This is a genomic window from Companilactobacillus suantsaicola (assembly GCF_004745525.1).
Classification (GTDB): Bacteria; Bacillota; Bacilli; order Lactobacillales; family Lactobacillaceae; genus Companilactobacillus; species Companilactobacillus suantsaicola.
Window position 1 is genome coordinate 29,062 of sequence record NZ_RKLY01000003.1, and the last position, 20,141, is coordinate 49,202.

Genomic DNA, 20,141 nt, shown 5'->3' on the forward strand with positions numbered 1-20,141 from the left:
GTTTACATGGAAGACTATGAAAAGCTTTTAGAAAAATTAGTGATTAATTTAACTTCAGAAAATCAGACAAGTGTTTCCGAGTTAAAAAATGACAATCATGATTTAAGCATTCCAGTCGGAGTTTCCAATCGACACATTCATTTGTGCCAAAATGATTTGGAAAAACTCTTTGGACATGGATATGAATTAAATCCCTTGAAAGATCTATCTCAACCAGGACAATATGCAAGTAAGGAAACCGTAATACTTTGTGGTCCTAAGGGTTCAATTAGTAAGGTAAGAATTCTTGGCCCAGTTAGAAGTAGAACTCAAGTTGAAGTTTTGAGAGGCGATACTTATAAGCTTGGTATCAAAGCCCCATTGAGACTTTCTGGAGATTTGGATAATTCTGGAAAAGTTACGGTCATTGGTCCAAATGGCTCAATTGAATTGAATGAAGGAGCCATCGTTGCTCAACGTCACATTCACATGTTACCAAGTGATGCACAAAGATTTGGTGTTAAAGATGGCGATATCGTGACGATTGTTGTCGAAGGTGATCGTGGTGGTGAATTGAACAATGTCGCTATCAGAGCCAAGAATAATTCTGGTTTAGAGTGTCACATTGATACTGAAGAAGCCAATGCTTTAGGAATGAATTCAAAGAGTAGAATTCGGATTAAAAAATAATAAAAATAATAATTTAATTTGGAGGAATTTATAATGAAATCTGACGCATTAGGAATGATCGAAACAAAAGGTTTAGTAGCTTCAATTGAAGCAGCCGATGCAATGGTAAAGGCAGCTAATGTTACATTGGTAGGTAAGGAACGTGTAGGTGGCGGTATCGTCACAGTCATGGTTCGTGGTGATGTTGGAGCTGTTAAAGCAGCTACAGATGCCGGTGCAGCCGCAGCCCAAAGAATTGGTGAATTACTATCAGTTCACGTTATTCCTCGTCCACATGCAGAAGTTGAAAACATTTTGCCAAAGGCAGCTGAATAAAGATAATTTTCGAATATGAATAAAATACCCCAAGGCAATCGAATTGATTACCTTGGGGTATTTCTATTTTTTATTTGCTGGAATCAGAAGTTCAGTTACGAACATGTTAATATCAGTTGTCGTCCAATAGTCGACAACGAAACGTTCATAAACTTTTGGACCACAAGAGTAACCATTTTCCTTAGCCCAATATTCCATATCCACGTAGCGTTTGTACATATTAGTGTGATCACCAATATAGTAAGAAGAAATAAAAGTGCTACCACCGATATTATCTAAAGGTAAGTCACTAGAATTATTTCGAACTGGTTGTTGCATAATTGTCGTCCGATTGGTTAACTCTAGTGAGCGCTTTTGACAGTCATCAAAGGCTAGAATGACCGGCCCAGTAATTTCGGCATTGTGTTCTTCCAAGTACCTGATCCAAGGAACGTTGATAATCGAATCCTTGTAATCGTATTTGAATTCTTGGTTTAAATAAAAATATTGATTTGGTTGAATATATTTAATATTGATTGATTCAAAACCACTTTCCTTGACGTTATTCCCCTCATGAATAAGTTCAAGCCAGTCAACTAAGGCCTAGTGTGAGTTTTGAATGTGTTTTTCTTCTTCTTCCAAGAAAGAAATTTGATTTAAAAAGTTTCTCTCATGGAAAAGACAACTGTTATTTTTTCCAACTCCTGTCATTTCCTGTAATTTGAAGCCCATCTGTTTGTAATACTTTAAGATCGGCATCAGTTGAATCGTTGATTCGCTATAGTATCTATAACCGTTGGTAGGGCAAATATAATCTGGTTTTAGGATCCCCAATTCCTCATAAAATAATAAAGTTTTTCGTGAAACCTTACATAATTTTGCCGTTTCACCTATGGTATGCAAATTATCTAAATTAAGCATTATCTTCCTCCGTAGTGTAACGATCAGCCTCAATATTCATTATATAACAATTTTTGTGGAAATGTTTACACACATTGTGATTTTTTAGCATTGTAGAGAGTAATTTTTACTTTTTTCTTTCTTGTAAATGATTTTTCTAAATTTTTGTCAAATTTGTGTATCCGTTTTCCCTAAAGTGTTCTTTCTTACTCCCGCTTGTTGTAAAATACTAGGTAAAGGATGATTATTTAATTGATTAAAAATGAGGGGGAAAATAAGTAAAAATTTTTTCTGTAGGTTAAAAATTGAGAAAACAATCACAATGTTCAATAACGATGCGTGTTCTTTAACCAATCGACAGAGAAGATACAAACTAACTTTTGATAAAATTTATAACTCTATAAATGGATTTTGAATTAATCACTACTGAAAGCAGGAAATTAAAAATGGCAGAATTAGAAATTAAAGATCTTCACGTTGAAGTTGTTGATGAAGAAACTAAAACTAGTAAAAAGATTTTAAAAGGTGTGAATTTGTCAATGAAGACGGGGGAGATCCATGCAATCATGGGTCCTAATGGAACTGGTAAATCTACCTTGTCGCAAACGATCATGGGTCAAAAAAATTATCACGTCACTGGTGGAGATATTTTACTAAATGGTGAAAGTATTTTGGATATGCCAGTTGATCAAAGAGCTCGTAAAGGCTTATTTTTAGCGATGCAATATCCTGCTGAAATTCAGGGTGTCACCAACGCTGAATTTTTAAGAGCAGCCATTAATTCTCGAAGAGCTGAAGATGACAAGATTTCGGTGATGGATTTCTTAAAAGAACTCGATAAGAATTTGGAATTACTTGATATGAGTGAAGAGATGACAGAACGTTACTTGAATGAAGGTTTCTCTGGTGGGGAAAAGAAACGAAATGAAATCTTGCAATTGTTGATGATCAAACCAAGCTTTGCTTTGTTAGATGAAATTGATTCTGGCCTTGATATCGATGCTTTGAAAGTTGTTTCAAAAGGCGTCAATTCGATGCGTGGCGATAATTTTGGAGCTTTGATCATCACCCATTATCAAAGACTTTTGAATTATATCACGCCAGACGTGGTTCACGTGATGATGGACGGAAAAATTGTTAAAACTGGTGATGCACAATTAGCACAAAAACTTGAAGATGAAGGTTATGCTGGTTTGCGTGACGAATTAGGTCTTGATGTTAATTTGGTTGATGAATGAGAGGTATTAGATATTGAATAATTTAGTGAAAGTAGAAAACGAGCCAACTTGGTTTACTGAAAAAAGACAACAAGCCTTGGAATTAGTTTCGAAATTACCATCGCCAAAAATGCAACGATTCGATTTTCGCGATTGGCAATTGACACCACCAACGATAAAAATTATTAAAACTAAGCTCCCTAAGGCGGAAAACTTTGTTTTGATGGATATTTTTGAGGCAATGAATGAATATCCTGATCTAATTAAGCAATATTTCATGAATAAAGTAATCAAATTTGATGAAAACAAGCTAACTGCCTATCACACCGCTTATTTGAACCAAGGGATTTTACTGTATGTGCCCAAAAATATCGTTGTGGAAAAACCCATTGAGGTTGAATTGAATCAAGATTCAACGCAGCCATTTGTGTCACACATTTTGATTATCGCTGAAGAAAATTCACAGTTTTCTTTCATTCAGCGGATGAAAACAAAAGGCGATGGGAAATCAGTTGCTAATTGTGTAGTTGAAGTCGTTGCCTTGCCTAATAGTGAGGTTAAGTATGCAGCTGTTGATGAATTAGGTAAAAACGTTACTTCATATTTGAGTCGTCGAGCTTTTGTTGATGATAATGCCTATGTTGATTGGTCGATTGGTTTAATGAATGAAGGTGATACCGTCGCTGACTTTGATACAGATTTAGTTGGTGAAGGGGCTCACTCAGAAATAAAAGTCGTCGACATTACCACTGGAGACCAACAAGAAGGAGTTAACACTCGCGTTACTAATTATGGTAAACATTCAATTGGTAATATTAACCAGCGTGGAGTGATTGCCGATAAGTCAAAACTGATCTTTAACGGAATCGGCCACATTATTAAAGGTGCCTCTGGTGCCAATGCCGAACAACAAAATCGAGTTTTAATGATGTCTAGCGATGCCCATGGTGACGCAAATCCAATTTTGTTGATCGATGAAAATGATGTCTTGGCTGGTCATGCGGCTAGTGTTGGTCAAGTAGACCAAAACCAACTCTATTATTTAATGAGTCGAGGATTGGATCAAAAGACCGCTCAGAGATTGGTTATTCGTGGTTTTCTAGGAGATGTTTTAGTCTCAATTCCTTCTAAACCGATTCGCCAAGAATTAATTCAGACTATCGAAAGGAAATTGGCCGATGGACAAAATAAAACAACAGATCAAAGATGATTTTCCAATTCTCAATCAACAGATCCATGATGAGCCGCTAGTTTATTTAGACAGCGCGGCGACTTCGCAAAAGCCTCGAGCGGTAATTGATGGAATTACGCAATATTATCAAACGATAAATGCCAATACCCATCGCTCAGTTTATACACTGGGACAACAGGCTACGGATCAATACGAAGCAGCCCGTGTTAAGGTCGCTAAATTCATCAACGCCAAGCTCGCTGAAGAGATAGTTTTCACTAAAGGAACCACTGACAGTTTGAATTTAGTTGCTCAAAGCTTTGGGCAAAGTAATATTCAAGCAGGTGACGAAATAGTCATCACTTATATGGAACACCATAGTAATTTAATTCCTTGGCAACAATTAGCTATACAAAAGCAGGCCGTTTTGAAATATATCAAGTTGACTGAAGATGGCCAATTAGATATGGCGGATGCTGAAGTAAAAATCACTGATAAAACTAAGATTGTTGCGGTAGCACACGCTAGTAATGTACTTGGGGTAACTAATGACGTTAAGAAATTAGGACAATTAGCCCATGAACATAACGCCGTTATAGTTGTTGATGGAGCTCAGTCAGTTCCGCATTTTCCGGTAGATGTGCAAGACTTAGATGCAGACTTTTATGCTTTTTCGGGACATAAGATGCTTGGCCCGATGGGAATCGGTGTCCTCTATGGTAAGGAACAATTATTAAGAGCTATGCCACCTTATCAATATGGTGGAGAAATGATCAATTTTGTTGAAGAATATCAGAGCTCTTGGGCTGATATTCCACTGAAATTTGAAGCGGGGACTCAAAACGTCGTTGGTGCAATCGTATTAGGGCAAGCGATTGATTATTTGCAGTCGATCGGTATGGATGAAATTGCCAGCTATGAACATGAATTAGTTGCTTATGCCTTACCCAAATTACTAGCTATTGATGGCCTAACAATTTACGGTCCCAAAGATCCTAATCTTCATAACGGCGTTATATCATTTAATATTGCCGGATTACATCCACATGATGTGGCAACGGCTTTTGATATGGATGGAGTTTCCGTTCGTGCCGGTCACCATTGTGCACAGCCGTTGATGAAATATTTAGGTGTAGTCGCAACAGTTCGGGCTAGTTTTTATTTGTACAATACCAAAGAAGATATTGATAAATTAGTTCAAGCAATTATAGATACAAAGGAGTTTTTCAAAGTATGAGTTTAGCAGGAATGAGTAACTTATATCGTGAAGTGATTTTAGATCACTCAGAGAATCCACATCATAAACAAAAGCTGGAAAAAGTAACTCAGGATATGACTTTGAAGAATCCAACTTGTGGTGATGTGATTCACTTAGAATTATTGATTCAAGACGACAAAATTGTTGACGCAGCTTTTACTGGCGAAGGCTGCACAATCAGTCAAGCTTCCGCCAGTATGATGACCGATGTTATCATTGGCAAAAGTTGTGATCAAGCAATAGATATGGCCCATATTTTTTCTGATATGGTCATGGGTAAGACACATTCGGCAGCTGATTTAGAAAAATTGGGTGATGCCGCGATTCTTTCAAGTGTTATGCAATTTCCAGCGCGAATTAAGTGTGCCACCCTTTGTTGGTGGGCTTTGAGAAAATCGTTAGGAGAAAAGAGCGATGATTGATTTAAATGATACAGAATACGAATACGGTTTTCATGATGACATTGAGCCTAAGTTTTCCACTGGACGAGGTTTGACTGAAGAGACAGTTCGCATGATTTCGGCCGAAAAAAATGAACCTCAGTGGATGTTAGATTATCGACTAAAATCGTATGAAATTTATAAAAAACTTGATATGCCTCATTTTGGACCTGACTTATCAGATTTGGATTTGGAACATATGCTGTATTATCAAAAGATGACTGACAAAAAGTATCGTGATTGGAACGATGTTCCCGATAAGATGAAACAGACTTTTGATCGTCTAGGAGTCCCAGAAGCAGAGCGGAAATATTTAGCTGGTTCGTCAGCTCAATATGAATCAGAAGTGGTTTATCACAATATGCGCAATGAATTTGAAAAAATTGGTGTCTTGTTTACAGATACCGATACCGCTTTAAAAAAGTATCCTGAGCTTTTCAAAAAATGGTTTGGGAAATTGGTCCAACCAGCTGATAATAAGTTTGCAGCTTTAAACGGTGCTGTTTGGTCGGGTGGTTCATTTATTTACGTTCCCAAAGGGGTTCGGTGTGATATTCCAATTCAGTCATATTTCCGCTTGAATTCGGAAAACTCCGGTCAATTCGAAAGAACTTTGATCATTGTTGATGAAGGGGCCAAAGTGGATTATGTGGAAGGTTGCACGGCTCCCAATTACTCTTCTGATAGTCTGCATGCGGCAGTTGTCGAGGTCAATGTAGAGCGTGACGCTTATTGTCGATACACCACCATTCAAAATTGGTCCGACAATGTTTACAGTTTGGAAACTAAACGCGCTGCTACAGAGGAAAATGCCACGATGGAATGGGTCGACGGAAATCTTGGCTCAAAAGTCACAATGAAGTATCCTAGTGTCTATTTGAACGGTGATAACGCCCGAGGCACGATGTTGTCAATTGCAGTTGCAAGTAACGGGATTCATCAAGATTCTGGTGCGCGGATGATTCATAATGCCAAGAATACTTCCAGTTCGATCGTCTCCAAGTCGATTGCCAAGACAGGTGGTTCAGTTGATTATCGGGGTACAGTTCGTTTCGGTAAGCACTCTGATGGCTCAAAAGCACACGTTGAATGTGACACGATCATTATGGATGATCAATCTTCCTCAGATACAGTACCTTACAATGAAATTGACAATGCTAACGTTTCAATGGAACACGAAGCTAGAGTTTCAAAGATTTCTGAAGAACAATTGTACTATTTAATGAGTCGAGGAATTTCGGAAGAAAAGGCCACCGAGATGATCGTTATGGGCTTTGTTGAGCCATTTACTAAAAAACTACCGATGGAATATGCTGTTGAATTAAATCGTTTGATTAGTTATGAGATGGAAGGTTCGATTGGTTAAAGGATAAAACTTATGAATGAAGATCAGGAAAAAAAAGACCAAATTATGATTGAATTAGAAGACGTCATTGACCCAGAACTAGGAATTGATTTAGTCAATTTAGGGTTAATTTATGGCGTTGAAATTAGAAATGGCAATGAAGCAATTGTCACGATGACCCTGACCACTATGGGTTGTCCCTTGAGTGATATGTTGAATGATTCGATTATTGAAGCGGCTGAATCAGTTCCTGGAATCGATAAGTGTCAAGTGGAGTTGGTTTGGTATCCAGCTTGGGATATTTCCAAGATGAGTCGTTATGCTCGGATTTCTTTAGGAATCAGGGAATAATCGAATTTATTTACTAGATTAAAATAATCGTTAATCCTATACTAGAAGTCATAGAGTCCTTGTTAAATTTTGATTAGTGATAAACTACCGTCTTCTGTACAAGTCCTGTGATGGGCTGGAACGCTGCCGGCACAACTTTGAGCTTTTTCAAACCCGGAAAAATCTCAAAGCTTGGCCTTCCTGTAAGTGCTAAAGCACCAACAAGAATTTGGCGGCTGAGCCATCACAGGACTTGTACTCCAGACTAGATAAATGGTTTTATTTTTAATCCCATTTAATTTAGAGTGTTTTTCATAATCAATGCATTACGAGGACTTCAAAGAGGGGGAAGCAAAAATGAAAAATCCTAATTCCGATTGTACGGAAATCCTAGTCGGTAAAGCCGCTAGTATGGATGGTTCTACCATTGTCGCCCGCAATGAAGACGGTTATGGCCCAATTAATCCAATTAAATTTGTGGCACACATTGCTAAAGATCAACAAGATGCTTTTTATGTATCAAAGACTACCGGTGTGAAAGTACCGCTACCTGAACACGCATATCGTTACACTGCTACACCACAGGCAGATCAAAGTGATGGTGTTTATGAAGAGGCTGGTATCAACGAATTTAATGTTGGTATGAGTTCAACTGAAACAACAGCTACTAATGCTCGAGTTTTAGGATACGATCCACTAGTTCATGATGGTGTCGATGAAGAGGCTATGTTGACCTTAGTTTTGCCATATATCAAGACTGCTAAGGAAGGTGTGATCCGCCTTGGTAAGTTGTTAGAAAAATATGGTACTGGTGAATGCAATAGTATTGCTTTCAATGATAAAAATGAAATTTGGCTTTTGGAAACTGCTGGTGGGCATCACTGGGGAGCTATGCGCTTGCCTGACGATACTTATGCCATTGTTCCTAACCAAACAGTCGTCCAAGAGATTGATGTAAACGATACGGATAATTTCTTAGTGGCAACTGATCTAGTTGAATTTGTTGAAAAATATCATTTGAATCCACAACCAGGTCACTTTAATTTCCGAGAGATTTTTGGTACACAAAGTGAAGCTGATGCTTATTACAACACGCCAAGAACTTGGTATGGTCAAAAGATGTTCAACCCAGAAATTGAACAGGATCCAACTTCACAAGATATGCCATTACTGAGAAAGCCAGCTAAGAAAATTGCCATTGAAGATGTCCAAGCTTTCTTGTCATCACACTATAATGGTACGAAGTATGATCCATTTGGAACATTTGCTTCAGGAACGAAGAAGGAACAATTGCAATTCCGTTCAATTGCGATGGATAGAAATCAAGCTTCATCAATTTTACAAATTAGAAATGACGTTGACGACGACCATGCAGCTATTCAATGGCTAGCAATGGGCTTCTTCGCCTACAGTCCATATGTTCCTTTCTATACTAATATTACTGATACACCAGAAAATTATAAGAATACTACTAATGAAGTTTCACTCGACAACATTTACTGGTTAGAAAAGACCTTGTCAGTTATGATTGAACCTCATTACCACGAGTATTCAGATATGATTCACGCATACTTAGATGGATGCCAATCATATGCTCGTCAAAGAGTCGCCCAAACTGATGTTGTGATCGATGAATTTACTGAATCACCATCGCATTATTTGACTGACAGCAACCGTAGAACCGCTCAAGAAATTACAAAGCGGACTCACCAGCTGTTCAATGATTTAGTTAAGAAAGGTTTGTTACTTTCAAAGACAACTTGGGAAAAGGGTCAAAATCTTTAAAATAGCGAAAGAGCTTGGGACATAACTACTTTTTACTCCTAAACTTTGCGCTTAAAATAAATAGACCGTGGTAATCAAAAAGCGATTACCGCGGTCTATTTGCCTTAATATTCGATAGTTGACCATGTCCTGTCTTGCTCTTTATCTGAAACGAGTTACACAAGAGCAACTCCCTCCGAGATAACAAAATTTCAGGAATCACTCGCAAAATGCGACGAGCAATTCCTGAAATTACGTTATCCTCCGGGAGCTGAGCGCTCTTGTTCCACTCTCTAACTGAAACGAGTTACACAAGCCAGACTCAGACAGATAGCTACATTTCCCAAATCACACACAAACCCGGTGTGCAATTCGTGAAATTAGGCTATCTGTCTGAGTCTAATCGGGCTTGTTCCACTCTCTGCTTTTTTGTTGACTAAACTGTTAAATGATTTATCATTCTAGATAAATCTAAAATGGTGGCCAAAATGAGAAAAAAACGATTTTTATTACGAATGATCTGCATCCTTTTAGTAAGTGTGTGTGCAATATCTTTCAATCAACAGCCGGTGCATGCTAGTTCAAAAAGACAAATGCCAACATTATTCTTCCACGGTTTTGGAGGAACGGTTCACTCAATGGATTATTTAATTGATCAATCGCAAGCTGATGGTTTTGCAACCAGGACTTTAACGATTTTTGTGTCACGTAAAGGTAAGTTGAGTATTGATGGTTACTGGCCTCAAAATGCTAAGAATCCGGAAATTCAAGTGTTATTCGGAAATAATCACGAGTCGGATTATCATCACACAGCCAAGTGGATCAATTCGGTGGTTAAGATGTTACAAAAAAAGTACGGTATGACTCGTTTTAACGCGGTTGCACATTCTTGGGGTAACAATGCAATTATCTATTATTTACAAAAATATAGTGCGAAAAAAAATCAGCCTCAAATCGATTCATTGGTTAATATTGCCGCACCGATGCAAGTTTTGAATCGTGATATTTATCGTCGAAATGATTGGCGTTATTCAAATCAATTGACGAAAGATTTTCGCATGTATACGACTCCTGATTCAACGATTAGGAGACTTCATATTCGAGAATTAAATATTATTGGTCAGCTTTCTAAGCGAGATCATTTTGATAAGGCAGTACCAGTTTCATCTGCTAAATCGTTGAAAAAAGTCTTTAAAGGGCCTCATCAAACTTACCAGGCGCGAATCTTCACTGGACCTAAAGCGGAGCACAGCGCTTTAACTCGCAGAAATCCAAGAGTCTTACACGATATAGAAAATTTTTTATGGAACAAACAAGCGTGATAGGCACATAAACTACATAACAAATTCATCATTTCATCACATTTGTTCTTTAGAGTATTAAGTAAAAATAGGAAAATGGTGACAGGATGAATTTCTTAATTATGGCAATTGTGTTTGTTTTGGGAATTTGCTTCTTGATGTCGGGCAGTCACGTCAAGAGTAGGATAATTTCCCGAATTTTTTACTTTATTGGAACTTTCGGTGTACTTTTGGCAATATACATCGCCTGGCCAAAATAAAATCCCATCTTTAATCAAATGATTAGGAGATGGGATTTTTTATTCGATTGAGATGAGGCGGACGTTATCAACGAAGTCCGACAATTTTAATTTGTCTAATAAGTTGTCGATAGTTCCATTCAAGTGACTAATATCCAGTGAAATCACCACTGTAGCGATGCCATGGATAGGAATATTTTGATTGATAGTCAAAATACTAGCGTTAGATTCAGAAATATCGACTAAAACTTTAGAAAGAATCCCTTGTTGATGATGCAGCATCATTGAAATAACCGCTTTACGATCATTTAATTCTTCGTCAGGTAAGAAAACTAAATCTTTGTATTTATAGTAAGTTCCACGACTGATGCCAACAGCTTTGACGGCTTCACTGACGTTGTGAACTTTTTTTGTTTCAAGTAGATTCCGAGCTTGAATCACTTTATCGAATGACTCGGGCAAAATTGAACTATCGACAATATAATATTTTTCCATGGTTTTCCTCCTAATGTTGTTGTATAAATTATATCATTTGCTAATTTGATTTAGTGATTTTATCACAAGAAACTGTATATGTCAGCGCTTTTCTGCTATTCTATGATTGATTGGAGATGTTAATTTTGAAAACATTAGTCGTGGTTTCTCATCCAGAGATAAATAATTCGCAAACGCAACAATTTTTGATGCAGGGAGCAAAGATGCTTGATGTTGTTTGGCATCACGTTGAAGGATTGGAAAAAATTGATGTCAATAAAGAGCAGAAGTTATTAATGGAAGCTGATCGAATAATTTTCCAATTTCCTCTGTATTGGTATGCCGCACCGGCTGGTCTAAAAGACTGGGAAGATAAAGTTTTGACGAGAAATTTTATTTACGGTGACGGTAACGATAATTTAATGGATAAAGAATTTGGTATTGTTGTGACAACTGGGATGCCTTTGAAGGATTTTCAAAGAGGTGGCAGTGAAAATATCACGATCGATCAAATGATGGCACCATTACGAGCCATCGCTGATCGAGCTAAAATGCGAGTCTTACCCGTTTTTACCATTGCCCAATTTCAGTATTTAAAGGAAAACCAGCAAATGCAATTGTTGATTGATTATCAACGCTATTTAACTCAAAAATATCCTAATTCACTCAAGCATCGTCAAGAGTGGTTTATTCGAGAATTTAGTGATCGTTTCAAAAATTTTGATGAAACTAATTATTCGGAATGTGAAACGATTTTGGATACTTTTATCCAGCAAAAAGAAGATCTGGAACAATTAAGAAGTACCATCGACCTAATTAAGCAAGGGGAGGAAGATTGATTATGGAAGAGAGTACTGGTATTTGGTTAGCAGAACAAATTGAGGCACTTTCTAAAAAGCAAAAAGAGTATGAAAATCGAGCTTTTTTGGTAGCTTTGAAAACAGCTGTTGAGGAGCAAAATGATCGTTTGAAGCTCTTAAAAGGTGAAGTTGACGGTCGACTTTGGAATCATGAACAGTGGTAATTTCTGAAAATACAAGAATTTTTGTCACTCAGTACAAAAGTGTTGTACCATTAAAAACATACTGTGAGGAGTGATATTTATTAAAAATTCAATGCAAGCGCGAGTCATCGGCCTAGTCAGTGGACTGATCCTGAACGCTTTTGGAAATGGCCTATGCATATCTGCCGACATGGGGAGTGGTCTTTGGACTGCCGCAGCGGTTAATTTAAACAGATGGTTTGCATGGAATACCGGGTTAATTTTATTCGTTTTTGGAGTTGTCAATGCTCTGACTAACCAAGTTTTGATTAAGAGGTTTGACGGAAAAAGACTTTTAGGACAAATTTTGTACGTCATGTTCTTTAGTTACTTCGTAAATATTTTTACGAATTTACTGACAGCGGTGGGTGTACCTAATTTACCAATGTTAGTGAGAATGTTTTTATCCTGTTTAGGCGTAGTCTTTTTCTGTGTAGCAATTTCGTTGTATCAACGTGCCAATATCGTCATGCATCCAAATGATGATACAACTAATATTTTGCGATTCTTCTATTTGAAGGGGAATTCAACTAAAGCTCAGATCATCGACTTTTTGCCACCAATTATTATTATCATCATTGCTGCCTTTGGAATTCACACAGTTTATTCAGTGAATGTAGCAACCTTGTTCTCATTTATCTTTAATGGAACTTTAATTGCAATGTCTGATAAATATATTTGGCCACAATTAAAACATAATTTTAAAACACAAACAGATTAATATTTTATTATCCTGGTTTTGACTGAAATTTTTCACTATTAGTCGTATAATGGACATACAAGATTAGGAAACGCTTACATATAAGTGATATCTTGTGAGAAGTTTTAATAATTAATTAGGTGGTGCGTATTGATGAAACTAAAAGACAATACAGAGGCAAAGAGAATTTTATCGGAGCTATATACCGATATTAATAATGAAAAAGAACTCGACAAAAATGACTATAGTAAAGATTTCGTTTTGAAGACATATAAATTATTAGATAAGAATTATTCAGAAGCCTATCTATTTGGGCGACTTCGAGATGATCGTCAGGTTCAATCAGTTCTGAAACGTATGGATAACGGTCCAGAATATCGTGAGCAGATTGATCAACTCTCCCGTAATTTGAATTATGCGATCAACTAAAATTTGAATAAAAAAGCAGCCAGAAATGATGAGCTGCTTTTTTTATTATTATAATTTAGTTGCAAATGCAACAATAATGAAGTAGAATACTTTTATTATGAAAAGGGGTAAGTCTGTTGGTAGAAATATTGCGTTCGATTGGTGTGATTGCAAGGTCGTTAGATTCAATCAGTAATATCGAGTTTAAAGAATTGGAGTTAACGAAGGGACAATATCTGTATTTGGTACGGATTTATGAGAATCCGGGAATAATTCAAGAACGATTGGCTAATTTGATTAAGGTTGATAAGACAACTGCTGCTCGGGCTATCAGAAAACTGGAAAAAAACGGCTTTATAAAAAGGTATCAGTCCGCCGATAATAAAAAAGAAAAGAAGCTGTACGTGACTGAAAAAGGTAAGTCGGCTTATCCAATTATTCATCGTGAAAATATCTATTCAAATCAAGTAGCATTAAAGGGGTTAAGTGAAGCAGAGCAGCGAGAAGTTTTTGCTCTATTAAAAAAGGTTGAAGAAAATATTGCCAGTGATTGGGAATATGTGAAGAAAGGGAACAAAAGACAATATTGAAAATTAGAAAATGTGATTTAAATGATTTAATTGATTTGCAAAAAATAAGTCGTGAGACTTTCCAGGCAACGTTTGGAAAAGATAATACTGAAGAAAACATGCAAGATTACTTAGACGAAGCTTATAACAGTCAAGCTCTAACACAAGAATTGAGTAACCCTCATTCGGCATTTTATTTTGTTTATCACGAGGCTAAATTAGCCGGCTATTTGAAATTGAATATTTTGGATGCTCAATCTGAATCAATGCCAGATAATTATTTGGAAATAGAACGAATTTATTTCAAAAAGGACTTCCAACATCTTGGATTAGGAACAAAATTATTTGATTTTGCTTTGCAACGAGCACAAGTTTTGGAAAAACAATATATTTGGTTGGGTGTTTGGGAAAATAATTTTCCTGCCCAAAAGTTTTATCAAAAGATGGGGTTCCAACGTTTCAGTCAACATCATTTCGTGATGGGTGATTCTGACCAAACTGATTATTTACTCAAAAAGAAATTGAATTTTGAGTAGTAAGAATTACCATCTTCCATAGCTAATTAGCAATTTAATTTAAATTTGGAAGGAAAATAAGCCAAGGTAATGTATTTTGATTACCCTGGCTTATTTAGTTTGAATGAACAATTACCTTTAATCCATAACTAAATCTTTTTGATCATTATCTACCATACCAAAAACTAGGATCAGGATTCCGACAATTAATGAACCGACGAAATAGAAGAATATTATGGCGATACTTAAATTGATACTCAAGGAAAAACCAATTAGATAAGGTCCAATGGTTGCCCCAATTCGTCCAATCGATTGAGTGAAGCCTATTCCGACTCCACGAATTTCCATTGGATATTGAGTTGGAGTTAGGGCAATTAGAATTCCCCAGGCTCCAAGGGTAAAGAAAGATAATAAACAACTACTGAAGACGACCCAGAAGGTTGTTTGAGCAGTTCCAAATAGGAAAGCTCCAATGATTGTTCCGACTAAGTAGATCTCTAACACACGTTTTCGAGTCAATTTTCCCATCAAATAAGCAGCTAGAAAGTATCCTGGCAATTGGGCAAAACTCATTACTAGTGTGTAACGAAAACTGTGAACGACTGAAAAGCCTCGTTTGATCAAAACACTAGGTAGCCAAAGAAACATTCCATAATAGGTGAACATGATGATAAACCACAAGAGACTCAGACAAATGGTGGCACGGAGATATTCGGGTGAAAAAATTTGTGATAGTGCTTTTTTTAAATTCAGGCGTGCATTTTTAACATTTGTCTGTTGGGGTAAATGACGCCGAATGACTAAAGTGTAAAGTGCCATTACTGAAGTGATGATAACTGTAAAACGCCAGCCATAAATTGGCATGAATAAGAAAGCTAAAAGGGATGCTAAAATCCAACCAATAGCCCAGAAACTGTCGACGAGAATCAACATTTTAGATCTTTTGTGACCGGAAAAAGAATCGGCAATGATGGTTGTAGCAACAGGCAGTTCACCACCTAAACCAATTCCAGTTATGAAACGTACGAACATGAATTGTTCCACGTTGGTTGTTAAGGCTAGGACTAGATTGCTGACAGAGAATAATAATAGAGTAATGATAATAATATTTTTCTTGCCAAATTTGTCAGCTAAATAGCCAAAGAGAAGTGCACCAATCATCATACCGACGGTGGTGATCGAACTAACCAATCCAATTTGATTATCATTTAAAAACCATTCTTTTTTAATTAATGGCATGATAAATGAAAGTAACGCCACATCTGCAGCGTCAAAGAGCCAAGCAGTACCGATGACCATTAGTAACTTTAGGCCACCTTTATCCTTTACTTGTGCATCCAAAACAGAAAGTACCTCCTAGAATTATAGTATGAAATAAATATAATTATTAAAGGTAAAATTTACCTTTAATAACGCAAATCAAGACTATCATTAGTCTTGAAAATGGTCAAGTACTCACTTTAATTTATATAATTTGGCAGGCCGGCCACTTTTACCATGTTCAATGCCAACTTCCATGAATAGTTGCGCGTGGGTTTTGCGAAAATTAGAGTTATCGATTTGTTGATAAGGTTCTTTCCAAAAGGTTGCATAAACCTCACGAGCCTCTTTTAAGGTAAATTGATCTCCCAAAATTAAGAGGATGGTTGGTGAATAATTTAGCCGATTAGTGACTCGTTCAAAAGCGTGACGCAAGATCAGTTCATGATCACTACTCAAATGTTTCTCATTTCGATATGAGTCGATGGTCTGATAATATTCTTCGTCGGAAATTTGTTTTTTGATGGTTTGAAAGACTAAATCAGCATTTTTCAAAGCAAAGAAATTTTCAAAATAATCGACGCTAAACCATCTAGCATCGCTGGCACCAAAGCCAGGTACTAATTCTGGTGTCGATGGCAAATAGGTCATGTAGCTGAGGGCAACTTCACGATCACCGATTGAGCGATTGATATCACTAAAAGTTGCCAATTGTTCAGTGTAAAAGTTAGGTAGGTTGATACCGATTTTGTCATTTATCAAGCGAAGCGAGGCTTGTTCAGCATTTTCATCAGCACGTAAGATAGTTGTTGGTAAGGACCAACAATTGATTTCAGGTACATAAGAATTTTTAACTAAAAGGATTAAGATTTTTTTGCTGGCGGAATCAAAGCTCCAAATAATATTGACGATACTGATTTTCAAATGTTCATTGATTTTAATATTACTCATTTCACATTCTCCATTGTTGATTTGTCACCATTATAATTGACTTGTGGTATAGTTCCAATAGTTTTCCTTGTGTAATTTAGCGTTTCCATTTATAACTTAGTTAGAGACCAAAGAGGGTCTCTAAAGTGATGGTTAGTTTTAAACCCGCAGAATCTAAATTGCCATCACGTAAGGTTCTGCTCATATCAATAATGTCGATTATGAGGGGGAAACATATATGAAAAAACTTTTAAGAAATAGCTTATTACTTGGAGCCGCTGTACTTGGGTTTAGTTCAGTTGGTAGCGTAGTTGAGGCCGCTCCAGTTGATAGTTCTGCTACAGCAGACATCACGCCAGGAACGATTTCGTTGAGTTCAGCTCCTAGCTTCAGTTTTGGAACAGTACCTGCTTCGGCAAATGATGCCACGTACACATCAACGTCGGTAACGGGAAATATTTCTTTAGCTGACGCTGGTTCGGGAACTGGTTATACGGTAACCGTTTCAGCTAGTCCATTTACAGCAACTGATGGATCATCATTGAAAAATTCACAATTGCTACTTGATAACTCCGTTACAACACCTGTAACGGCAGTCGATGCAGATAACGTTTCAACGCCACCTACATTGGTATCAAGTTTAACATTGTCTAGTTCACCAGTGACAATTTTGAGTGCCGCTAGTGGTTCAGGTGTTGGTGCCTATACGGCAACATATGCAAATAGTGATGCTTCACTAAAGGTACCAGCTGGTAATATTGGTGGATCATATAGTTCAACGTTAACTTGGACTTTATCAGATACTCCAACGACAGCTCCAACAACTCCAACTTCTACAACGACAGCATAATTAAAAATCTTTGAGGGCCTGTGACAGATTGTCGCATGCTCTCTTTTTTTCAAGTGAGATGATATTTTGAAGAGATATATTAGGACTTTCATGATATGTTTGATTAGTGTTTTAGGGCTTGTTTTTTGCGACACAATGAAGGTACAAGCAGCACAAACGCCAGCACAACCAGCAATTAATTATAGCGTCACGCCGATTCAATCACAGTATCAATTGGACAAGAAGGTAGGGTATTTCGATTTGAAAGTGACGCCTAATCAAAAATTGTCCGTCAATTTCAAAATCAACAATAACGATACCAAAACGCATACATATACCGTTATGATAAATCGTGCTTCAACTGATACTAATGGTGTTATCGTCTATAACGATAACAATATTAAACCTGATAATTCCTTGAAATATGACATTCAAAAACTAGTCAGTTATCCTAAGAAAGTTACCGTTGAGCCAAAGGCCTCTAAAGAAGTTACAGTTAATATCAATGCTCCAAGTGGAACTTTCAATGGTGTTTTGTTAGGAGGAATTTTGGTTGAACAAGACAATCAAGTTTCCAAAAAGAATCCTAAGGGTGTCACACTCAAGAATAAGTACAATTACGTTCTAGGTTTACAATTACTTCAAAATACTAAACCGGTTAAAGCCAACTTGAAATTTATCAAGGCTTATGAAACAACCGAAAATGGACAAGTATTTGTGAATGCTTTACTAGATAATGATGTACCAAGAATTGAATCAGGAGTTTCTATCAATAGTAAAGTTACTGATAGTAATCAAAGGGTCGTTTTACAATCGAAAAGAAGTAATATGAATTTAGCTCCAAATAGTTACTTTAATTATCCAATCAACGTTAATACGGTGATCGGTACGAATAAGAATAAACGCTTAAAGCCAGGTACTTACTTAATGACGTTGAATATTTCTGCCAATAATGGTAAAGATATTTGGAATTTACAACGTAAATTTACTGTCACTAGCAAACAGACTAAAGCCATCAATAAGAAGACACCAGTTGATCGTGGTTCTAAGGATCTAATTATTGGAATCATTGCAGGGGTAGCCGTCATTGGTGGATTGGTAATTTGGTACTACAGAAAACATAGACTGAACTAAATTGCGTGACACAAAAAAATATCCTTAGTAATCAAATTTTTGACTACTAAGGATTTTTTTTAAAAGACATTGATCAAAACAGTGCCGGTAACAACTAAAAAGAGGCCAATAATTGAATAAATTGAAAGTGTTTCTTGGTAAAAGACGATTCCGGCGATTGTTACCAGGATTAGGCCGACGCTTCCCCAGGTCGCATAAGTTAAACTTAAGGGAAGTCGTTTCAGGACGTGTGAAAGGACAAATAGACAAATAAAATATGAGATCAGTGTCCCTAAGGTTGGGAGTAGGTTAGTAAAGCCGTTGGTTTTCTTGAGTAGTGAAGTCCCCAAAACTTCAAATCCAATTGAAACCAATAATAGTAAGTAGTTCATAAGCTTTTCCTCAGCATCTAAAAAATTCTTTCATAATCATACACGCTTTTTTGTAGAAATACACCAATTATTTTTTGTATTTTAATATAAAAATCACCATGTTTAATTATATTCAAATTATGATTGACATTAGTATTAGATTATATTAATTTTATTAGGACTTTTGATGGGGAGGGGCTTATATTTGTTATTTGAAAATGATGTGGCAATTTTTATGATTCAACTAAAAATTGCCTTAAAAGAAAAGTTTTATTTTGTTTATACATTGTTGTTACCAATCTTTATGGTCTTTTTGAATAAAAATTTAAATTTTCAAGATGACGGTTCACTCTATATTTATTGGTCCTATATCGTTGTGACCACAGTTTTCAACGGCTTTTTGATCAACATTATTCGTTTGCGGGAAAGTGGTTTTTTTAAAACATTGATTTTTCTAGTTGAATCTAAAAATATGATTCTATTGTCGAATATTTTTGTTCAATTAATAATCGTGCAACTAGAAATTTTGTTATTCAATATCTTTGTGACCTTATTCATTACTCATCTTTCTTTAATAACTTTTTTGTATGGTTTTTTAACATCGTTTTTAGCCACGTTGTTATCAGCGGCGATGATGGTTGTCTTGTTGTTCGTCAAGATGAAGCAAGATTCATTTAATTTTTTAATCGGAAGTTTGTTTGTTTTAGGAATTGCTTTGTTAGGACTACATCCAAACGGAATTTTAGAATATCTGCTAACAATTTTGAATCCATTTCAAATGATTTACGAACTTTATATTGTTCACTGCTCATCAAGTACTTTAAAGTTTTTAATTGGCAGTTGTACAATTTTGTATTTAGCAATAGCGGGGTTCTTGCTTCCAAAAATTTCAATTAATCGGTATTTAAAATGAAAATAGAAAACTTTAGTTATTATCAAAAAAAACACGTAATTTTTCATGATGCCAATTTTTATTTCGAAGATGGGAAAATCAATTTCATT

General features: G+C 36.4%; 25 protein-coding genes. 19 read left to right on the forward strand and 6 right to left on the reverse strand.

Translation table 11 applies throughout. The annotated features are described in order from the left end of the window. Positions 1–6 precede the first annotated feature (6 nt). Both EGT49_RS01650 and eutM read left to right on the forward strand, forming a co-directional pair. Positions 7–669, forward strand: coding sequence for a phosphate propanoyltransferase (locus EGT49_RS01650; RefSeq protein ID WP_135371223.1), 663 nt, complete (start codon positions 7–9; stop codon positions 667–669). 33 nt (positions 670–702) lie between these two features. Continuing rightward, positions 703–984: an ethanolamine utilization microcompartment protein EutM gene (gene eutM / locus EGT49_RS01655; RefSeq protein ID WP_135371224.1), complete on the forward strand. Its 282-nt coding sequence runs from the start codon at positions 703–705 to the stop codon at positions 982–984. A gap of 63 nt (positions 985–1,047) precedes the next feature. Here eutM and EGT49_RS12590 read toward each other — a convergent pair whose 3' ends face one another. Both EGT49_RS12590 and EGT49_RS12595 read right to left on the reverse strand, forming a co-directional pair. Further along, positions 1,048–1,398 carry a GyrI-like domain-containing protein gene (locus EGT49_RS12590; RefSeq protein ID WP_246013773.1) on the reverse strand — a complete coding sequence of 117 codons (351 nt, stop codon included), beginning with the start codon at positions 1,396–1,398 and terminating at the stop codon, positions 1,048–1,050. Between the two features lie 168 nt (positions 1,399–1,566). Beyond that, positions 1,567–1,884 (reverse strand): MerR family transcriptional regulator, encoded by a 318-nt coding sequence (locus EGT49_RS12595; protein ID WP_246013774.1) that lies wholly within the window; start codon positions 1,882–1,884, stop codon positions 1,567–1,569. Between the two features lie 425 nt (positions 1,885–2,309). Here EGT49_RS12595 and sufC point away from each other — a divergent pair, with 425 nt between their 5' ends. From sufC to EGT49_RS01700, 8 genes are all read left to right on the forward strand, one after another. Continuing rightward, the gene (sufC, locus tag EGT49_RS01665) at positions 2,310–3,101 is read left to right on the forward strand and encodes a Fe-S cluster assembly ATPase SufC (RefSeq protein ID WP_135371225.1); all 792 of its coding nucleotides are present in this window, start codon (positions 2,310–2,312) and stop codon (positions 3,099–3,101) included. Positions 3,102–3,114: 13 nt separating this feature from the next. Further along, on the forward strand, positions 3,115–4,290 hold the full coding sequence (gene sufD / locus EGT49_RS01670) for a Fe-S cluster assembly protein SufD (protein ID WP_246013775.1): 1,176 nt from the start codon (positions 3,115–3,117) through the stop codon (positions 4,288–4,290). Continuing rightward, a complete protein-coding gene (locus EGT49_RS01675) occupies positions 4,259–5,488 on the forward strand; it encodes an aminotransferase class V-fold PLP-dependent enzyme (protein WP_135371226.1) in 1,230 nt (409 codons plus the stop codon). Before sufD ends, EGT49_RS01675 begins: the two co-directional genes overlap by 32 nt. Beyond that, positions 5,485–5,931 (forward strand): Fe-S cluster assembly sulfur transfer protein SufU, encoded by a 447-nt coding sequence (gene sufU, locus EGT49_RS01680; RefSeq protein ID WP_135371227.1) that lies wholly within the window; start codon positions 5,485–5,487, stop codon positions 5,929–5,931. The genes EGT49_RS01675 and sufU overlap by 4 nt, the downstream gene beginning before the upstream one ends. Next, positions 5,924–7,315 carry a Fe-S cluster assembly protein SufB gene (gene sufB, locus EGT49_RS01685; protein ID WP_135371228.1) on the forward strand — a complete coding sequence of 464 codons (1,392 nt, stop codon included), beginning with the start codon at positions 5,924–5,926 and terminating at the stop codon, positions 7,313–7,315. Before sufU ends, sufB begins: the two co-directional genes overlap by 8 nt. Before the next feature lie 12 nt (positions 7,316–7,327). Then, positions 7,328–7,645, forward strand: coding sequence for a metal-sulfur cluster assembly factor (locus tag EGT49_RS01690; RefSeq protein ID WP_135371229.1), 318 nt, complete (start codon positions 7,328–7,330; stop codon positions 7,643–7,645). Positions 7,646–7,981: 336 nt separating this feature from the next. Next, complete coding sequence (locus EGT49_RS01695; protein ID WP_135371230.1) at positions 7,982–9,409, forward strand: C69 family dipeptidase; 1,428 nt, start codon at positions 7,982–7,984, stop codon at positions 9,407–9,409. A gap of 467 nt (positions 9,410–9,876) precedes the next feature. Next, positions 9,877–10,710: an alpha/beta hydrolase gene (locus EGT49_RS01700; RefSeq protein ID WP_167849717.1), complete on the forward strand. Its 834-nt coding sequence runs from the start codon at positions 9,877–9,879 to the stop codon at positions 10,708–10,710. A gap of 278 nt (positions 10,711–10,988) precedes the next feature. On the opposite strand, the gene EGT49_RS01705 is transcribed toward EGT49_RS01700, so the two are convergent. Continuing rightward, positions 10,989–11,423 carry an ACT domain-containing protein gene (locus EGT49_RS01705; RefSeq protein WP_135371232.1) on the reverse strand — a complete coding sequence of 145 codons (435 nt, stop codon included), beginning with the start codon at positions 11,421–11,423 and terminating at the stop codon, positions 10,989–10,991. A 116-nt stretch (positions 11,424–11,539) separates the two neighbouring features. Here EGT49_RS01705 and EGT49_RS01710 point away from each other — a divergent pair, with 116 nt between their 5' ends. The 6 genes from EGT49_RS01710 to EGT49_RS01735 all read left to right on the forward strand — a co-directional run bounded on the left by EGT49_RS01710 (position 11,540) and on the right by EGT49_RS01735 (position 14,657). Next, positions 11,540–12,241: an NAD(P)H-dependent oxidoreductase gene (locus EGT49_RS01710; RefSeq protein ID WP_246013776.1), complete on the forward strand. Its 702-nt coding sequence runs from the start codon at positions 11,540–11,542 to the stop codon at positions 12,239–12,241. A 2-nt stretch (positions 12,242–12,243) separates the two neighbouring features. Continuing rightward, positions 12,244–12,426: a hypothetical protein gene (locus tag EGT49_RS01715; protein ID WP_135371234.1), complete on the forward strand. Its 183-nt coding sequence runs from the start codon at positions 12,244–12,246 to the stop codon at positions 12,424–12,426. Between the two features lie 91 nt (positions 12,427–12,517). Then, a complete protein-coding gene (locus EGT49_RS01720) occupies positions 12,518–13,165 on the forward strand; it encodes a DUF6198 family protein (protein WP_135371330.1) in 648 nt (215 codons plus the stop codon). 132 nt (positions 13,166–13,297) lie between these two features. Then, a complete protein-coding gene (locus EGT49_RS01725; protein ID WP_135371235.1) occupies positions 13,298–13,573 on the forward strand; it encodes a hypothetical protein in 276 nt (91 codons plus the stop codon). Positions 13,574–13,689: 116 nt separating this feature from the next. Beyond that, complete coding sequence (locus EGT49_RS01730; protein ID WP_135371236.1) at positions 13,690–14,142, forward strand: MarR family winged helix-turn-helix transcriptional regulator; 453 nt, start codon at positions 13,690–13,692, stop codon at positions 14,140–14,142. Next, complete coding sequence (locus tag EGT49_RS01735; RefSeq protein ID WP_342772218.1) at positions 14,139–14,657, forward strand: GNAT family N-acetyltransferase; 519 nt, start codon at positions 14,139–14,141, stop codon at positions 14,655–14,657. Before EGT49_RS01730 ends, EGT49_RS01735 begins: the two co-directional genes overlap by 4 nt. Positions 14,658–14,774: 117 nt before the next feature. Here EGT49_RS01735 and EGT49_RS01740 read toward each other — a convergent pair whose 3' ends face one another. After that, the gene (locus EGT49_RS01740; RefSeq protein WP_135371332.1) at positions 14,775–15,935 is read right to left on the reverse strand and encodes an MFS transporter; all 1,161 of its coding nucleotides are present in this window, start codon (positions 15,933–15,935) and stop codon (positions 14,775–14,777) included. Between the two features lie 156 nt (positions 15,936–16,091). Beyond that, complete coding sequence (locus tag EGT49_RS01745) at positions 16,092–16,847, reverse strand: NUDIX hydrolase (RefSeq protein ID WP_135371237.1); 756 nt, start codon at positions 16,845–16,847, stop codon at positions 16,092–16,094. 217 nt (positions 16,848–17,064) lie between these two features. On the opposite strand from EGT49_RS01745, the gene EGT49_RS01750 reads away from it, so the two are divergent. Further along, positions 17,065–17,676 carry a WxL domain-containing protein gene (locus EGT49_RS01750; RefSeq protein WP_135371238.1) on the forward strand — a complete coding sequence of 204 codons (612 nt, stop codon included), beginning with the start codon at positions 17,065–17,067 and terminating at the stop codon, positions 17,674–17,676. Between the two features lie 66 nt (positions 17,677–17,742). Beyond that, complete coding sequence (locus EGT49_RS01755; protein WP_135371239.1) at positions 17,743–18,789, forward strand: WxLIP family cell surface protein; 1,047 nt, start codon at positions 17,743–17,745, stop codon at positions 18,787–18,789. A 59-nt stretch (positions 18,790–18,848) separates the two neighbouring features. Here EGT49_RS01755 and EGT49_RS01760 read toward each other — a convergent pair whose 3' ends face one another. Further along, a complete protein-coding gene (locus EGT49_RS01760) occupies positions 18,849–19,160 on the reverse strand; it encodes a DMT family transporter (protein WP_135371240.1) in 312 nt (103 codons plus the stop codon). Positions 19,161–19,344: 184 nt separating this feature from the next. Between EGT49_RS01760 and EGT49_RS01765 the strand changes: the two genes are divergently transcribed. Further along, positions 19,345–20,052 carry a hypothetical protein gene (locus EGT49_RS01765; RefSeq protein WP_135371241.1) on the forward strand — a complete coding sequence of 236 codons (708 nt, stop codon included), beginning with the start codon at positions 19,345–19,347 and terminating at the stop codon, positions 20,050–20,052. Positions 20,053–20,141: the final 89 nt, after the last annotated feature.

Coding starts and splice junctions, on each gene's coding strand:
- EGT49_RS01650 (WP_135371223.1), top strand. CDS start 7: ATGGAAGACTATGAAAAGCTTTTAGAAAAATTAGTGATTAATTTAACT.
- eutM (WP_135371224.1), top strand. CDS start 703: ATGAAATCTGACGCATTAGGAATGATCGAAACAAAAGGTTTAGTAGCT.
- EGT49_RS12595 (WP_246013774.1), bottom strand. CDS start 1,884: ATGCTTAATTTAGATAATTTGCATACCATAGGTGAAACGGCAAAATTA.
- sufC (WP_135371225.1), top strand. CDS start 2,310: ATGGCAGAATTAGAAATTAAAGATCTTCACGTTGAAGTTGTTGATGAA.
- EGT49_RS01675 (WP_135371226.1), top strand. CDS start 4,259: ATGGACAAAATAAAACAACAGATCAAAGATGATTTTCCAATTCTCAAT.
- sufU (WP_135371227.1), top strand. CDS start 5,485: ATGAGTTTAGCAGGAATGAGTAACTTATATCGTGAAGTGATTTTAGAT.
- sufB (WP_135371228.1), top strand. CDS start 5,924: ATGATTGATTTAAATGATACAGAATACGAATACGGTTTTCATGATGAC.
- EGT49_RS01690 (WP_135371229.1), top strand. CDS start 7,328: ATGAATGAAGATCAGGAAAAAAAAGACCAAATTATGATTGAATTAGAA.
- EGT49_RS01695 (WP_135371230.1), top strand. CDS start 7,982: ATGAAAAATCCTAATTCCGATTGTACGGAAATCCTAGTCGGTAAAGCC.
- EGT49_RS01700 (WP_167849717.1), top strand. CDS start 9,877: ATGAGAAAAAAACGATTTTTATTACGAATGATCTGCATCCTTTTAGTA.
- EGT49_RS01705 (WP_135371232.1), bottom strand. CDS start 11,423: ATGGAAAAATATTATATTGTCGATAGTTCAATTTTGCCCGAGTCATTC.
- EGT49_RS01710 (WP_246013776.1), top strand. CDS start 11,540: ATGTTAATTTTGAAAACATTAGTCGTGGTTTCTCATCCAGAGATAAAT.
- EGT49_RS01715 (WP_135371234.1), top strand. CDS start 12,244: ATGGAAGAGAGTACTGGTATTTGGTTAGCAGAACAAATTGAGGCACTT.
- EGT49_RS01720 (WP_135371330.1), top strand. CDS start 12,518: ATGCAAGCGCGAGTCATCGGCCTAGTCAGTGGACTGATCCTGAACGCT.
- EGT49_RS01725 (WP_135371235.1), top strand. CDS start 13,298: ATGAAACTAAAAGACAATACAGAGGCAAAGAGAATTTTATCGGAGCTA.
- EGT49_RS01740 (WP_135371332.1), bottom strand. CDS start 15,935: ATGGTCATCGGTACTGCTTGGCTCTTTGACGCTGCAGATGTGGCGTTA.
- EGT49_RS01745 (WP_135371237.1), bottom strand. CDS start 16,847: ATGAGTAATATTAAAATCAATGAACATTTGAAAATCAGTATCGTCAAT.
- EGT49_RS01750 (WP_135371238.1), top strand. CDS start 17,065: ATGAAAAAACTTTTAAGAAATAGCTTATTACTTGGAGCCGCTGTACTT.
- EGT49_RS01760 (WP_135371240.1), bottom strand. CDS start 19,160: ATGAACTACTTACTATTATTGGTTTCAATTGGATTTGAAGTTTTGGGG.